At 42.7% G+C, this 13,907-nt stretch carries 12 protein-coding genes; 3 read left to right on the top strand and 9 right to left on the bottom strand.

The annotated features are described in order from the left end of the window. Nucleotides 1-262 precede the first annotated feature (262 nt). Entirely contained in the window at nt 263-1,303 is a 1,041-nt protein-coding gene (aroB, locus tag ACM44_RS04285) for a 3-dehydroquinate synthase (RefSeq protein WP_048498829.1), read from the bottom strand. Between the two features lie 92 nt (nt 1,304-1,395). On the opposite strand from aroB, the gene ACM44_RS04280 reads away from it, so the two are divergent. Beyond that, nucleotides 1,396-2,562 carry a proline dehydrogenase family protein gene (locus ACM44_RS04280; RefSeq protein WP_048498828.1) on the top strand — a complete coding sequence of 389 codons (1,167 nt, stop codon included), beginning with the start codon at nt 1,396-1,398 and terminating at the stop codon, nt 2,560-2,562. Between the two features lie 125 nt (nt 2,563-2,687). Here the strand turns inward: ACM44_RS04280 and ACM44_RS04275 are convergent, their stop codons facing one another. From ACM44_RS04275 to ACM44_RS04245, 7 genes are all read right to left on the bottom strand, one after another. Then, nucleotides 2,688-5,237 carry a TonB-dependent receptor domain-containing protein gene (locus ACM44_RS04275; RefSeq protein ID WP_048498827.1) on the bottom strand — a complete coding sequence of 850 codons (2,550 nt, stop codon included), beginning with the start codon at nt 5,235-5,237 and terminating at the stop codon, nt 2,688-2,690. 179 nt (nt 5,238-5,416) lie between these two features. Continuing rightward, nucleotides 5,417-6,454: an endolytic transglycosylase MltG gene (gene mltG, locus ACM44_RS04270; RefSeq protein WP_048498826.1), complete on the bottom strand. Its 1,038-nt coding sequence runs from the start codon at nt 6,452-6,454 to the stop codon at nt 5,417-5,419. 36 nt (nt 6,455-6,490) lie between these two features. Beyond that, the gene (gene dapF / locus ACM44_RS04265) at nt 6,491-7,267 is read right to left on the bottom strand and encodes a diaminopimelate epimerase (protein ID WP_048498825.1); all 777 of its coding nucleotides are present in this window, start codon (nt 7,265-7,267) and stop codon (nt 6,491-6,493) included. Nucleotides 7,268-7,372: 105 nt separating this feature from the next. Beyond that, nucleotides 7,373-8,035, bottom strand: coding sequence for a nicotinamide riboside transporter PnuC (gene pnuC, locus ACM44_RS04260; protein WP_048498824.1), 663 nt, complete (start codon nt 8,033-8,035; stop codon nt 7,373-7,375). A 151-nt stretch (nt 8,036-8,186) separates the two neighbouring features. Continuing rightward, nucleotides 8,187-8,621 carry an OsmC family protein gene (locus tag ACM44_RS04255; RefSeq protein ID WP_048498823.1) on the bottom strand — a complete coding sequence of 145 codons (435 nt, stop codon included), beginning with the start codon at nt 8,619-8,621 and terminating at the stop codon, nt 8,187-8,189. Between the two features lie 4 nt (nt 8,622-8,625). Beyond that, nucleotides 8,626-8,937 carry a rhodanese-like domain-containing protein gene (locus tag ACM44_RS04250; RefSeq protein WP_048498822.1) on the bottom strand — a complete coding sequence of 104 codons (312 nt, stop codon included), beginning with the start codon at nt 8,935-8,937 and terminating at the stop codon, nt 8,626-8,628. Nucleotides 8,938-9,009: 72 nt separating this feature from the next. After that, nucleotides 9,010-9,618, bottom strand: a complete 609-nt coding sequence (locus tag ACM44_RS04245) for a Crp/Fnr family transcriptional regulator (protein ID WP_048498821.1) — start codon at nt 9,616-9,618, stop codon at nt 9,010-9,012. A gap of 213 nt (nt 9,619-9,831) precedes the next feature. Here ACM44_RS04245 and ACM44_RS04240 point away from each other — a divergent pair, with 213 nt between their 5' ends. Next, nucleotides 9,832-11,517, top strand: a complete 1,686-nt coding sequence (locus ACM44_RS04240; RefSeq protein WP_048498820.1) for an amino acid permease — start codon at nt 9,832-9,834, stop codon at nt 11,515-11,517. Between the two features lie 89 nt (nt 11,518-11,606). Further along, nucleotides 11,607-12,635 (top strand): WD40/YVTN/BNR-like repeat-containing protein, encoded by a 1,029-nt coding sequence (locus ACM44_RS04235; protein WP_048498819.1) that lies wholly within the window; start codon nt 11,607-11,609, stop codon nt 12,633-12,635. Between the two features lie 76 nt (nt 12,636-12,711). Here the strand turns inward: ACM44_RS04235 and ACM44_RS04230 are convergent, their stop codons facing one another. Continuing rightward, nucleotides 12,712-13,434 (bottom strand): hypothetical protein, encoded by a 723-nt coding sequence (locus tag ACM44_RS04230; protein WP_048498818.1) that lies wholly within the window; start codon nt 13,432-13,434, stop codon nt 12,712-12,714. Between the last annotated feature and the right edge of the window lie 473 nt (nt 13,435-13,907).

The raw sequence follows: 13,907 nt of genomic DNA, 5'->3' as shown, positions 1-13,907 counted from the left end.
TGTGCCAAAGAATAGCATTTGGTGAAATAACTAAACGGATGCTTAACTATTTTAATTATATAAATTCTTGTAAATCAATTTAATAAAAATATTAAGATCGATTGAAAACAAAAATATTTAAAAAGTTTTGGGGAAGAAAATAGGGGTGGATTTTCAGATCATTTTTGAGAATAATGAACTTCGCATCCAAAAATGAGATGACTTTCAACCTCAAAAACGAGTTGAGAAAAAAGAAAAGTCGCTAAACGTTCGAAATTAAAATTTAGTATAAATATTGAATAAAATTTAATGCGGCGATTAAATTCTTTTCAGACACGACATGGTCAAAATTACCTTCCCCAATTTTTGAAAGTAGGGAAAAGTGGATCTCTCCGTTGGCGTTTTTCTTATCATTCATCATTAAATTACTCAATTGTTCAGCGCCGGCTAAATCGATAGCCCGATGCGGAAAGAATTTCTTGATGCCTTTGAAGATTTCCATAGAGGCATCTAATGAGATAAGCTTTTCCAGGAAAGAAAGTTGGGTTTCAAAAATCATTCCCATCGCCACTGCTTCGCCATGAAGGACGGGGATACCGTGTGACAGAAAATAGCTTTCAAAAGCATGCCCGAAAGTGTGGCCGAAATTCAAAGTTTTTCTGATATGCTGCTCCCTGAAATCTTTTGCAACTACATCTGCTTTAATCTTCATAGAGGTTTCAATGAATGGAGCGATGCTTTCCGGCGACAGCTTTTCAATCGAGATCAAGTCTTTCCAGTGCTTTTCGTCAGCGATTAATCCATGTTTCAGCATTTCCGCGAATCCGCTCCTTAATTCTATGAATGGCAATGTTTTTAAGAATTCGGGGTAAATGAAAACCATTTCCGGTTCTGCAAAAGTTCCCACGATATTTTTCAGAAACAGATGGTCGATACCGTTTTTGCCACCGATGGACGCGTCGCACATTCCCAAAAGAGAAGTGGGGATATTGATGAATTTGATTCCTCTTTTGTAGGTGGACGCCACGAAACCTCCCAAGTCTGTGATGACTCCGCCACCGAGATTGATCAAGAGGGCTTTCCGGTCCGTCTCAAATCCCGAGAGGATTTCCCAAAGGTGGGTTGCCGTTTGGATGGTTTTCAGTTCTTCGCCGGGTTCTATTTCTATGATTTCAAAGGGAATTTCGGTTTCCAAATTTCCCAGAAGTGTTGGCAGACAGTATTCGTGGGTGTTTGTGTCGACCAGGATTAACAGTTTAGAAGGCTTCAGCACCTTTAAGAAATCGTTGAGCTGCGAAAAATTTTCGTCTAGGTGTGCAATCATTTCCTGAAATTTATCACAAAATTAAACAATAATATAGTTTTATCGTCTCAATCAGTATTATTAAATTTGTGAGATTATAATTTTTCCATATCATGTCAATATTCAACGATACTCAAATCGCTTTTCAGGACAAAACGACAGGTCAGCTGAAAAAGGCGTACTGGATGTTTAAAGCCATCGAAAATCCCACACTTACCAATTTGGGAATTGGAATGCTGAACTTCACGGTGAAAAATAATTTCCCATTCGTGCAGGGAGTTGTTCGGCAGACTTTGTTCGAGCAGTTTGTAGGTGGGGAAACCCGCGAAACCAGTATGGAGGTGGTGAAAAAGCTGTTCAAGCACCATATCGGAAGTATTTTTGATTATGCGATTGAAGGGAAGGAAGATGAAAAAACTTTTGACCACACCTGTGAGGAAATCAAACAGAATATCAAGTTTGCAGAAGGAAATCCTGCCATTCCCTTTGTGGTCTTCAAGCCGACCGGTTTCGGAAAGTTGGATCTCTACACCGCGGTTCAAAGCGGCAAAGAGTTGACTTCCAGTGAAAAACAGGAATGGGAAAATATTAAGAAAAGATATGACGAAGTCTGCAGTCTTGCCCACGAAAAAAATGTGGTTTTGATGATTGATGCCGAGGAAACCCAAATGCAGGATTGCGTTGACGATTTGGTGAACGCCATGATGGAGAAATACAACAAGGACAAGGCGATTGTGTGGAACACCCTTCAAATGTACCGGACCGGAAGAATTGAATATTTGCATGAGGATCTGAAACGTGCACAGGAAAAAGGCTATTTTCTGGGTTATAAGTTCGTTCGAGGCGCCTATATGGAAAAAGAGCGCGAACGCGCAGCAGCGATGAATTATCCGGACCCCATCCAGCCGACAAAAGAGGCCACCGACGATAACTACAATGCGGCGATTGATTTTGTTTTGAGTAATCTGGACCGTGTTTCCGGCTATTTCGGTACGCACAATGAAAGATCCACCGAACTTCTGATGGACAAAATGCGCGAAAAAGGTCTGCAAAATGACCATCCGCAAATTTACTTCGGGCAGTTGTATGGAATGAGCGACAATATCACCTATTATCTTGGAGATAAAAAATACAACGCGTCAAAATATCTTCCGTATGGACCGGTGAAAGACGTGGTTCCTTATCTGACCAGAAGAGCACAGGAAAACACTTCCGTGGCCGGACAAACCGGACGGGAACTCGGTTTGATCGAGAAAGAACTCCAACGAAGAAAAGCTTAGTATTTTTTTCGTCCACAGCAAAACAAAAAATCAGTCCCGACTTGGAACTGATTTTTTTGTTTGCACGCCATTCAAATTTGGCGCTTCGTAATCCGTCCCAATCGCAATCGGGATCGGTATTCAAATTACATAGGTGGTCCTTGATCTTCGCCGCCTTGGTCATTGGCATTGATGTCCTTTTTCCTTTTCGGCTGATCCACTTTTTCACCCTGTTTGAAACGGTAGGTGAGTGAAAGTGAGAATTGTCTTGGCGACCACTGCATGAAGGATTCCCTGGTAAATCCGTTTCCGGTTTGGATCACATTTCTCGATCTGGTGTTGAAAATATCCTGGATGTTGAATGCAATCGTTCCGTCACCTTTCCAGATGGTTTTGGTTGCACCAAGGTTCACGAAGTACATCGCCTTGTTGTCATTGGCTCCTTCTATCTGTGCTGCGCGGTAATTTCCTTGAAGCTGAATGTTGAAGGTTTTGTCAATCTTGAACGTGTTAGACATTCTGATTCTGGCGGAATTTCCTTTTCCGTCAAAGGAGACGTGGTTTTGGATGGTTTGGTTGGGATCATTCGGGTCTTCCGAGCTGTAGTAATAGTCCCCGGTTGTTTTGTATTGATACAGGTCAAACTCTCCCATGATTTTCCACCAAGAGAACGGATCGTAAGAATAATTGAGGTCCAAACCGATTCGCTGGTCAACTCCAAGGTTCATCGGCTGAGTGATGAAGGTGCCATTGACAAAGGCCAAAGCCATCTTCACATCGTCATTCTCTCTTTTGAAATAAACCACCGGATTGAGTGTGAATTTTTTCTTGGACAAGTTGTAGCCCAATTCAAATGAATCGATATAGGATGGGTTCAGGTCCGCATTTCCTTTAAAAATGTTTTGGCTGTCATTAAATGACATGTAGGGAACGAGGAACCAGGATCTGGGCCTGCTTATTCTTCGAGAATAATTCAACAAAAACTGATTGTTTTTCCCCAAATCATAACTTAAGAAAACACTTGGGAACAAATTGTTGTAGTTTTTCTTCTTATCGTTAATGTTGTCTGTTCCGGAAAGGTTTTGATAATTGATGGTAATGTTGGACAATTCATCCCTCAAACCTACTTGGTAGCCAAAATTATTGATCTTGCTTTTGAACTGGATATAAGCAGCATTGATGAGTTCGCTGTAATTGGTATTGTTGTTATATGGCTCTACTCCAATTGTGCTGAATCCATCACCAATATTCCTCAACACGTTAAACGAATAATCGTTTTTGTTGGCATCGATTTTATAGCCGACATTAAACATGGATTGTTCACCAATCGGGAGTTCGTAATCGATTTTCCCGACCAATGATTTGCTCAAAGTATTTTGGTTCAGTTTGTCCTGCAGTGATTTCTGGCGATAATTTTGGTCGATCAAAGATTGCGAGTCGCTGTCATTTCTCTGTAGGCTTAAAGAAAAAGACAAGTTTTGCCCTTTGTCGTCAAACTTATGGTCAAACCCGAAATCGCCCTGGATTCCGTTATTGGAGTTGTTTCCGGTGGAATTTCTGTATCCGGTTGCGATGGTGTTGTCCGTCAAATAGTCGGTATAGGTTACGGGACTATTGCTTTCAGATTCAAAGCGTCTTAACGTGACCGACGCATTCACTGAGTTGTTTGCATTGAGGTCGTAAACCATTCCGGCAGAGCCGTTGTAGTTTTTAAAGAAATTTTTGCTTTCCGTGCTTTGATAGCCTCTTTGCAAAAATTGGGTACCATTGGCATCCGGATAATTTGGATATACGCTGTACACTGCATCGGTCCAGTTTTTTCCTTTGCTTTCGGTGTATCCGCCGCCGCCGTTTAGGAACCAGGTAAGGTTTCCTTTTTTCCAGCTTAAGTTGGTGTTGAGGGAAGTTCTGGGCAAATAACCTAAAGTTCCCACCACGCTTCCGTTAAAGCCCATTTTGGTGGTTTTCTTTAAGATGATGTTGAGGATTCCCGCGGTACCTGAAGCGTCAAATTTTGCGGAAGGATTGGTGATGACCTCGATTCTGTCGATTTGGTCGGCCGGAATGGATTGCAGCGCGTTGGCGCCATCATCGATTCCGAGTAATGCGGAAGGTTTTCCATTGACCAGAAACTTCACGTTTGAGCTTCCGCGCATCGAGACGGTTCCATCCGGATCCACCGAGACGGAGGGCACGTTTTGCAGCACGTCCTGAAGGTTTCCACCGATGGCGGTCAGATCGCTTTTCACGTCATAGGTTTTCTTGTCGATTTCTACTTTTACGGGTTTTGTGGTCGCCACAATGGTTACGCCCTGAATATCCTGTGTTTTGGAAAGTGGTCCGGAACTTTCCGATTCCACCGTTAAATTCCCCAAATTTCCGGCATTGGAAATCTGTCTGTTGCTGGTGATTTTTTTATAGCCTATCGCCTCGATGGTGACGTCATAATTTCCCGGCACAAGACCAATTTCAAAACCGCCTTTCTCGTCTGTCAAAGTGGCATCGCTGAACTGTTTGTTGGCTTTGTTTCCGAAGGTTACGGAGGCGTAGGGAACTGCCTGATTCTGTTTGTCTACAATTTTCCCGGATACATTGACCTTCTGCTGTGCGAAGGCGAAACTTGCTGCTCCCAGTACAAGTGTTAATCCTAAAGTCCTCTTCCTAATTATTGAAGAAATCTCAATTCGGTCGTTCATATATTTAGTTTAAAAATCTTAGATGATTATTTTTGATGATGGTTAAATAAATGATTGTTTAAAATTTGTTAAAATGATAATAATTTTATTAAAATTTTGATTATTAATGAAGTAGATCCTTTTTTCTGCCCTTAAAATTTTGAATTTCTAAAAAAATGAAGAGGCAGGTTCCAAAAGAATTATCTGATGTTATTAGAATTTAGCCAGTCTTGGTATTCTTTTGCGTTAATGGCATGTTGTTCCGCACTTGCCGTGAATTTGTGGAAACCCAATTTTGCAGGGTTTGCGCACATATAGATATAGTCATTTTTTTCTGCGTTTAAGACGGCATCCACCGAATTTTTATCCACCACACAAATCGGTCCGGGTGGGATTCCTGCGTTTGCATAGGTGTTGTATGGCGAAGGTTCCTTCAAATGTTTATAGAAAACCCTTTTAATTGGCGCTCCTTTGAAGTTGTTGGCTTTTGCCACGGCATAAATTACGGTGGGATCGCTCTGCAGTTTCATTCCTTTATGGAAACGGTTGATGTAGAGTCCCGCCACGGTTTTCATTTCGTCTGGTTTTCCGCCGGTTTCTTTGTAAACCAAGGAAGCCAAAGCGTAAATCTGGTCACGGCTGAAACCTGAGGCTTTTTCTTTGGCGACGCGATCTTCATTCCAAAAACCGTTGTACTCATTTTCGAATTTTTTGAAGAATTCTTTAGGCGTCACAGTCCAGAAGAAATTATAGGTATCGATGAAGAAATATTTTTTTAGGTCTTCGGCATTGGAAAGTCCTTTTTCTTCTGCGATTTGATTCAGCCCTTTGGCAAATTTCAAGGAATCCAGCTCGGTTTTCCGGGTCACTCTTCCGATCATTTGATAAACCGTGAAGAAATCTCCGATTCTGTAGGTGTTTTCGGTTTGGTTTCCCGCTTTGATCATGTTTACCAGGTCGGTGTTGCTGGTTCCCGCTTTGATCCGGTACCGACCTGCATTGAAAAATTCATTGAGTTTCTTACTTTTGGCGACTTCCACGAAGTTTTCCCTGTTTTTGATATAAGGTGAAATGGAATCCAATATGGAATTGAAGTTTGCGGAATGTGGAATCAGGACATAACCTTCCTTTGCCACGTTATTGCCGAAGTATTTCATGTAATATTTAAAGCCAAAAAATCCAACGACCAACAGCACTATGAACATACTGACCGCAAAAACTGAACAACCCTTTCTCATATATAAATGATAACTGAATAATAATCGATGACTCCTTTACAAATCAATTTTTCCTTTGAAAACCTGTTTTGCGGGACCTTCCAGCCAAATATTTCTGAAGGAATCTCCATCCTGTTCGGCGTACACTTTCAAATTTCCGCCTAAAACTTTCACATCCACTTCCACCTTGTTTTTACCTTTTAGGAAAACCAGTGCAGAAGCAGTGACGCCGGTTCCGCAACTGAAGGTTTCATCTTCCACGCCTCTTTCATAGGTTCTCACGAAGATTTCATCCTCCGAAATCGGTTCCACGAAATTCACATTGATTCCTTCGTCCTTGTATGTCGCAGAATTTCTGATTTCGTTACCATTTTTATACACTGCGTAGTTTTCTACCTCATTCACGAACTTCACAAAATGTGGCGAACCCGTGTTCAGCTCGAAATTTTCATCCCTGCTGATGATGGTATTCACGTCGCCCATTTTCAGTTTCACGGTGCCGTTTACGATTTCGGCTTCATGGAGACCATCTATTGCGATAAAAGTGGTTTTATCCTCGAAAATATCCAGGAAATAGGCAAATGCCACGATGCATCTTCCGCCGTTTCCGCACATGGTGCTTTCGTTTCCATCGGAATTGTAATAGACCATTTTGAAGTCGGTCGCGTCATCGTTTTCCAGCAGAATCAATCCATCCGCGCCGATTCCGAAACGCCTGTCGCAAAGCTTTTCGATGATTGCCCTGTCTTTTGGGAATTGCAGGTCCCGATTATCGATCATCACGAAATCGTTTCCGGTTCCCTGATATTTAAAAAATTCAATGGTATTTTGCATAAGAAAGTGCGGAAAATCCGCTGTTTGATTGGGGTTGCAAAGTTAGTCAAATAAGACAAATCTTAGAATTCGCCTAAGTTAAAATAATCACAAAAAGATTGGCGATCAGGAGTTTTTAAGATTCTTTTTCCATTCAAAAAAACCAATGAACGCCATGATGGTGAAAACCAGATATTGCAGCGAGGTGATGCCTAAACCTTTATAAATCATCATCGGGATGCAAATGATGTCGCCGATGATCCAGAAAATCCAGTTTTCAATTTTCCTTTTTGCCATCAACCACATTCCGACGAGAAAAATAGCGGTCGTCAAAATATCCAGCCAATTTGCCCAGTCCAAATGGTAGAGTCCCAGATTTACGTTTTCCATCGAGAAACTGTTGTCGATGAAGGGTTTGTAATAATAAACCCCGGTGACCAAAAATAAACTCAGCACCAGCAGCACTCCTGCAACTAGCCAGTCTTTGCTTTTCGCCCAGGAAACTTCCACGTGGATGTGGTCTTCGGAACTTTTCGCCCACAAAATCCAGCCGTAAACGCTCATCACGGTATAATAAAAGTTGATCATCATATCGCCGAGCAGCCCGAAATTAAAGAGAATGTACACATACAGGGCCGTAGAAATTATTCCTGTCGGGTAAACCCAAATGTTTTTCTTGATCGAAAAATAGACACTCGCAATTCCAAAAAAAGTGGCGACTGCTTCCAGGAAAATTTCAAAAGTAGAGTAGGATCCGTATGGTTTCAGGAAAAGGTCATGGAAATTCATGGTCTCAAAGATAATTCTTTGATTTGATATTCGCAGTTAATGATCGCAAGTTTAAATTTGATGGGATCTTATGATAAAAAGAAAGTCTGTTCCCAAAATGGAAACAGACCTTCACCAATAAACCAATAGATGAAAAGTGACTAAGTATGGTTTATGAGATTTTGATGGTCGGGATCATGGTGACCTTTGATTTGATGGAGTTGGAGATCAGACATGCTGCCTCGGATTTCTGCAAAACTCTTTCGGCCTTCTCCTGATCTTCAGGATTAACGATGGTTACCGTGGGCTCCAGGATTATTTCGGTCATCAGGAATTTGCCTTCCACCTGTTCCAGTTTTCCTGCCGATTTGCATTCGAAACCGGTGAATTCCAATCGTGAATTTTCTGCTATTGCCAAAAATGTGGTCATCAGGCAACTTGCAACTGCGGAAGTGAAAAGGTGTTCCGGGGACCAGATTTTTTCCATTCCTTTCGGGAATTGTGGCGGAGTGGCCACTTCTAAATTCTGTGAAAGTTCGGGGGAAGACATTTCGCCTTGTCGGTCATTTTTCCAATGGATATCGACGTTGTAAAAGTGGGGTTCCATTTCTTTAGACTTTATTGTTCAGACTCATCCAGCCACCGCCGTTGTGCACTTCGGTATAGCCGGCATTTTTCAGGATATTTTGTGCGGATGCGCTTCTCATTCCGGAGGCGCAGCAGGTGATGATGCATTTGTTTTTGTCTTTAAGCCTGGACAAATTGTTCTGAAGTTGGTCAACCGGAATATTGATGGCGTTTTTGATGTGGCCGGAAGCGAATTCTCCCTTGGAACGCACATCCAGGATGATTGCCCCGTTTTTCACGAGTTCAGCGTAATCGGTATTTTGCAATCCGAAAAGATTTTTGATGGAGTTTAACATAATTTCTGGGTGTTTTTAGAATCTTTATACCGCAAAATTAGGTCTCCTGAAAAATCTACACCGTAACCAAGATCACAAAAGGCGGATTTTATTTCTGGAAAGTTGGAGGAGCCCGTCTTTTTCCATTTGTTTCAGGACGCGGCTTGTGGCTTCGCGGGTAATTCCGAGCTCATCTGCCAATTGCTGGTGGGTGACGGATATTTCTTTGGATTGGTAGAGATGTGTTTTTTGGCGGATCAGCTGCAATAGTCGGGTATCCACTTTTTGGAAGGCCACTGAATTGACGATATCCAGGAGTTCCTCGAAACGTTTTTGGTAAAGGTTAAAGATAAAGTCGGTCCATTCCGGATATTTTTTGACCCAATCTTTGGCTTTGCTGGCGGGAATCAGCATGATTTCTGCGTCTTCTTCCACCACTGCCTTGATTTTCGAGGTTTCGTTTTTCATCCCGGCCAGAATCGACACGATACAGCTTTCTCCCGGAGTGAGGTAGTAGAGCAGGATTTCCCGGCCGTCTTCTTCAGTCCGTATCACTTTGATGCTTCCGGAAATGACCACGGGAATATTCTTGATGTAGGAATCCATGTCCACAATTATGTCACCGGCACGGTATTTTTTCAGATAACCGGCGTTTGAAATCTCTTTTTGCAAATCAGACTGAAAAATATTGTTCAGGACCATGGTTTAAAGATATTAAAAATTTGGGTTAAAAATAGCGGAATTAATCAAATACCGGGTGTGAATTGAAAAATTAATTTTAGGATGGATTTCTATTTTGACATGAAAATCAGTTAAATGGAAATTAATCTTTCAAATCCAAAAAAGAAATGTGACTGAAAATTGTTAATGATTGCCAAATTTTTATATTTTTGGAAATCTTAAAATAAAATAAACATGTCGAATCTTTGGAGAACGAAACCTTTGAACCAACTTCTTGCAGAAGCGGAAGAATCTGAGAAAGGCCTGAAAAAGACGCTGACTTCCGGTGCGCTTGTTGCGCTTGGAATCGGGGCCATCATCGGAGCGGGATTATTTTCAATCACGGGAATTGCCGCCGCAAATTACGCAGGTCCCGGAATTATGATTTCATTTATTATCGCCGCTTTGGGATGTGCATTTGCCGGATTGTGTTATGCGGAATTCGCGTCTATGATTCCAGTTGCAGGAAGTGCTTACACTTATTCCTATGCCACCATGGGCGAGTTTATCGCATGGATCATCGGTTGGGATTTGGTTTTGGAATATGCGGTGGGCGCGGCGACGGTTGCTTCCAGTTGGTCGGGGTATCTCGGCAAGCTCTTTAGCGGTTTCGGGGTGAATCTTCCGGAGCAGCTTTTAATGACGCCATTCGACGTGGGCAGTGCGGGACAAGCCGGGCTGATCAATCTTCCGGCCGTTTTCATCGTGGTGGTGATGTCTTTGATTTTGATCAAGGGCACCAGTGAATCCGCCTGGGTGAATATTGGCATTGTGATTTTAAAAGTATCGATTGTGCTACTTTTCATCGTGGTAGGATTTAAATATGTGAAACCTGAAAACCTCACGCCGCTTATTCCTGAGAATACGGGCAAGTTTGGTGAATACGGTTGGTCGGGGATTATTCGAGCCGCCGCGGTGGTTTTCTTTGCCTATATTGGTTTTGATGCGGTTTCTACTGCCGCACAGGAAACGAAAAACCCTAAAAAGGCCATGCCGATCGGCATCATGGGATCTCTGTTGATCTGTACGGTTTTGTATATTGCCTTTGCTTATGTGATGGTGGGAGTGGTTCATTACAAAGAATTTACTGCGGGAGGCGGTTCAGACCATTTGGCGCCGGTTGCCATCGCGATCGAGGCGATGGGAACTGTGGTAAACGGAACAGTGGTTCCTGAATATCCGTGGTTGAACACTTCTATTATCGTGGCGATTCTATTGGGTTATGCTTCAGTGATTTTAGTAATGCTGATGGGGCAAAGCCGCGTTTTCTATTCCATGAGCCACGATGGTTTGCTGCCTAAAGTTTTCAGTGAGGTTCATAAGAAGTTTCGCACGCCTTTCAAATCAAATATTTTCTTCCTTGTTTTTGTGAGTTTGTTTGCCGCATTTATTCCGGGGAGGGTAGTGGGCGAGATGACCTCCATCGGGACATTATTTGCCTTTATCCTGGTCTGCATCGGCGTTATTGTGATGAGGAAGACGCAACCCGATGCGCCGAGATCGTTTAGGACCCCACTTGTCCCATTAATTCCGATTTTGGGCGTTCTGACCTGTTTCGGAATGATGGCGTTTTTGCCGTTTGATACCTGGATCCGTTTGGTGATCTGGATGATGATTGGTCTGGATGTGTATTTGTGGAGAGGAATCAAGAACTCGTTCCTTGGTAAAGCCAACAATACCACCGATGATCCGAAAAACTACAGGATTTCTGCAATCTGCGGTGGAGCGCTTACTTTGATTCTGATCTTTCTGACCTATTTCCACCATCAGGATGCGCTTGCCGACAAATTGGACGATGGCGGTCTGGTGATTTTTTCTGAAGTGATGATTGTGCTGCACATCTTCTTCTATGGATACTATTTCTTCAAGAACAGAAAGTAACAATTAAGATAAATCACAGAGTTCCCGTCTAAATTGGCGGGAATTTTTATTTCAACCCAATTCATTATTTTTGACTAAAATTAAACGCCATGAAGAAGCTGACTTTGATATGGACCTTGATCCTGTTCCATGGATTTGCTTTTGCCCAAAAAGTTGAACTTCAAACTTTGCTGAAGGATAAAATCTCCATCAGAGCCATCCAAATTTGGAAGGGGAAGGTTTGGTATTCCGGGACGGATTCCAAATTCGGCTATGTGAGTCTGAAGGATACGGCGGACAAAAAGCAGATGCGGCTTTCCGATGAAAAACTGGAATTCCGCACGCTGGCTCAAAGTTCCCGATATTTTGAAGCCATCAATATTTTAAGTCCGGCTTACTTATTCAGGATTGACAAAAAAAGCTTAAAAGTTTCCCTTTTTTTCACGGATAAAAAGAAAACTGCTTTTTTTGATTCCTTTATCTATGATAAGTTCGACCGTGGAGTTGCAATTAGTGATCCGAATGAATTCGGGAGTGCAAATCCCCTGATCTTCAGCAATCCTGCGCCTTCGGATATTGGAAAGAAAGTTAAACCGGGTCTTCCGAAATATTTCCCGGGAGAAGCTCATTTTGCCGCAAGCAATTCCAATATCGCCATGAAAGGTAACTGGGTTTGGATTGCCACCGGCGGGGCTAAAGCAAGGATTTTTAAATTTCACTGGAATTCTTTCTACAACTGGAAAGCTTACGAAACCCCCTTCATTCAGGGCACTTCCTCACAGGGCATTTATTCCATTGATTTCTATGATAAAAACTTCGGGATTGCCGTGGGTGGCGATTATACCAAACAGGCAGAAAACATCAACAATATAGCAACCACCAATGACGGCGGGGAAACCTGGCAGATTCAGGCTTCAGGCCAGAATGGCGGCTATAAAACCTGTGTGAAATTCCGCCCGAAATCTAAAGGAAAAGACATCATCGCGGTGGGTGACCAGAATATCGAATTCTCCCAGGATTACGGAAAAACCTGGAAAACGATTTCCGAGGAAAAAGGATTGTATGTCTGTGAATGGATCGACGGCAACACTTTGGTTTTCGCCGGAAAAGACCGTATCGTGAAAATGACGCTGCGCTAACCCGATTTTTCAGTAAAGTAAAACCTTAATCTGCAATTGGGGTTAAGTGAGTATTCACCGGCAACAATACCACCAGTTACTCACCCGCCATGCCTGCCCACAGATACGCTGCCGAAAATGCTTCCTTCATCACTGCAGACTGTTGCGGCGAGGCAAACTTCAGGCAGCCGATGATGAGCAGCCAACCTTCCGCTGCATCCACCGGGAAAATCCATTCCTGAGCAGGGACCGCCGAAGTTCCACTGATATTGATTTCAAGTTTTGCAAGCTCCTTTATGGGCACCATGTTGCTGTTAAAATCTGCATTCAACGCAGTGATGGTCAGTACAGCTGAACTGCTGTTTTTGGGCGGTATGATCTGTCTTTTCCATTTCAACTCGGGGAGGTGCACTTTCATTTTACCGGAGGATTCCATTTCAAAAGTGGGAAAGAAATTGGTGCAGTTTTCCCATTCCATTTTCGGGTTGAAGGAGAAACCAGCCAGTGCCTGCGGATTGCCGAATCCGGTATTGTTTCCAGAGCTGCTTCCCTGATTGTCGGTAACTGTTTTCCGGATTCTGGCGCGGTGCTTTGCAGCAAAATACTGCGCAGCAGGAACTCCCATCATGCGGAGGAGCTTGAGGCGGAAGGTCTTTTCCCGGCTGCTTACCAGTCCAAAAACGCCGGCAGCAGCTTTGGTCTGGGCCGTCTGTTTTACCCCGTCGGGTCTTGCCCTTATGAATTCGCGGCCGCCATCATTTACAAAAACAACGTTGCGGATGGCACCACTCAAGTTGCGGTTTTTTTTAAGTCTTGCCATGATTTTTTTTCATATCTTTAGTTTCTGGTAATGCAAAAAGGGCAGTTTCTTCAAAACCCTTCGCTTCACTTTCAGTAAAGATACAATATAAATTAAATAAAATTCCAATATAAGTCCAATGGTTTATTAGACTTATATTGGAGTTTTATTGGACCTATATTGGAGTTGGGTAGTAGCGTCCATATACAAAGGGCGGAGGAAGGATGGTTATGATATTAGTGGAGGAGAAAAGGAGTCTTAGAAAATAATTAAAGAAACCTGCGCATTTACATAGATCAAATAAAAAGATCGGTAGACGGTTGTCAATCTGTTAAAAAAAAGGATTGCAGGAAAGGATGATTTGCGTATATTTGAGTGATGTGCAAAAGTTTCCGCTCCGCTGCAACTTTTGCACATCGGAGCGCGGATTACATCCGCAGATATGTCAAAGCGTTTTCGCTCTCGCAAAAACCTTCAACACATCTACGGATTGG

The sequence above is a fragment of the Chryseobacterium koreense CCUG 49689 genome (genome assembly GCF_001045435.1).
GTDB classification, from domain to species: domain Bacteria; phylum Bacteroidota; class Bacteroidia; order Flavobacteriales; family Weeksellaceae; genus Kaistella; species Kaistella koreensis.
The sequence above is the reverse complement of the archived record's forward strand: the minus strand, read 5'-3'. Positions and strand labels throughout refer to the sequence as shown.

Coding starts and splice junctions, on each gene's coding strand:
- ACM44_RS04280 (WP_048498828.1), top strand. CDS start 1,396: ATGTCAATATTCAACGATACTCAAATCGCTTTTCAGGACAAAACGACA.
- ACM44_RS04230 (WP_048498818.1), bottom strand. CDS start 13,434: ATGGCAAGACTTAAAAAAAACCGCAACTTGAGTGGTGCCATCCGCAAC.
- ACM44_RS04250 (WP_048498822.1), bottom strand. CDS start 8,937: ATGTTAAACTCCATCAAAAATCTTTTCGGATTGCAAAATACCGATTAC.
- ACM44_RS04255 (WP_048498823.1), bottom strand. CDS start 8,621: ATGGAACCCCACTTTTACAACGTCGATATCCATTGGAAAAATGACCGA.
- ACM44_RS04235 (WP_048498819.1), top strand. CDS start 11,607: ATGAAGAAGCTGACTTTGATATGGACCTTGATCCTGTTCCATGGATTT.
- pnuC (WP_048498824.1), bottom strand. CDS start 8,035: ATGAATTTCCATGACCTTTTCCTGAAACCATACGGATCCTACTCTACT.
- ACM44_RS04245 (WP_048498821.1), bottom strand. CDS start 9,618: ATGGTCCTGAACAATATTTTTCAGTCTGATTTGCAAAAAGAGATTTCA.
- ACM44_RS04240 (WP_048498820.1), top strand. CDS start 9,832: ATGTCGAATCTTTGGAGAACGAAACCTTTGAACCAACTTCTTGCAGAA.
- ACM44_RS04275 (WP_048498827.1), bottom strand. CDS start 5,237: ATGAACGACCGAATTGAGATTTCTTCAATAATTAGGAAGAGGACTTTA.
- dapF (WP_048498825.1), bottom strand. CDS start 7,267: ATGCAAAATACCATTGAATTTTTTAAATATCAGGGAACCGGAAACGAT.
- aroB (WP_048498829.1), bottom strand. CDS start 1,303: ATGATTGCACACCTAGACGAAAATTTTTCGCAGCTCAACGATTTCTTA.
- mltG (WP_048498826.1), bottom strand. CDS start 6,454: ATGAGAAAGGGTTGTTCAGTTTTTGCGGTCAGTATGTTCATAGTGCTG.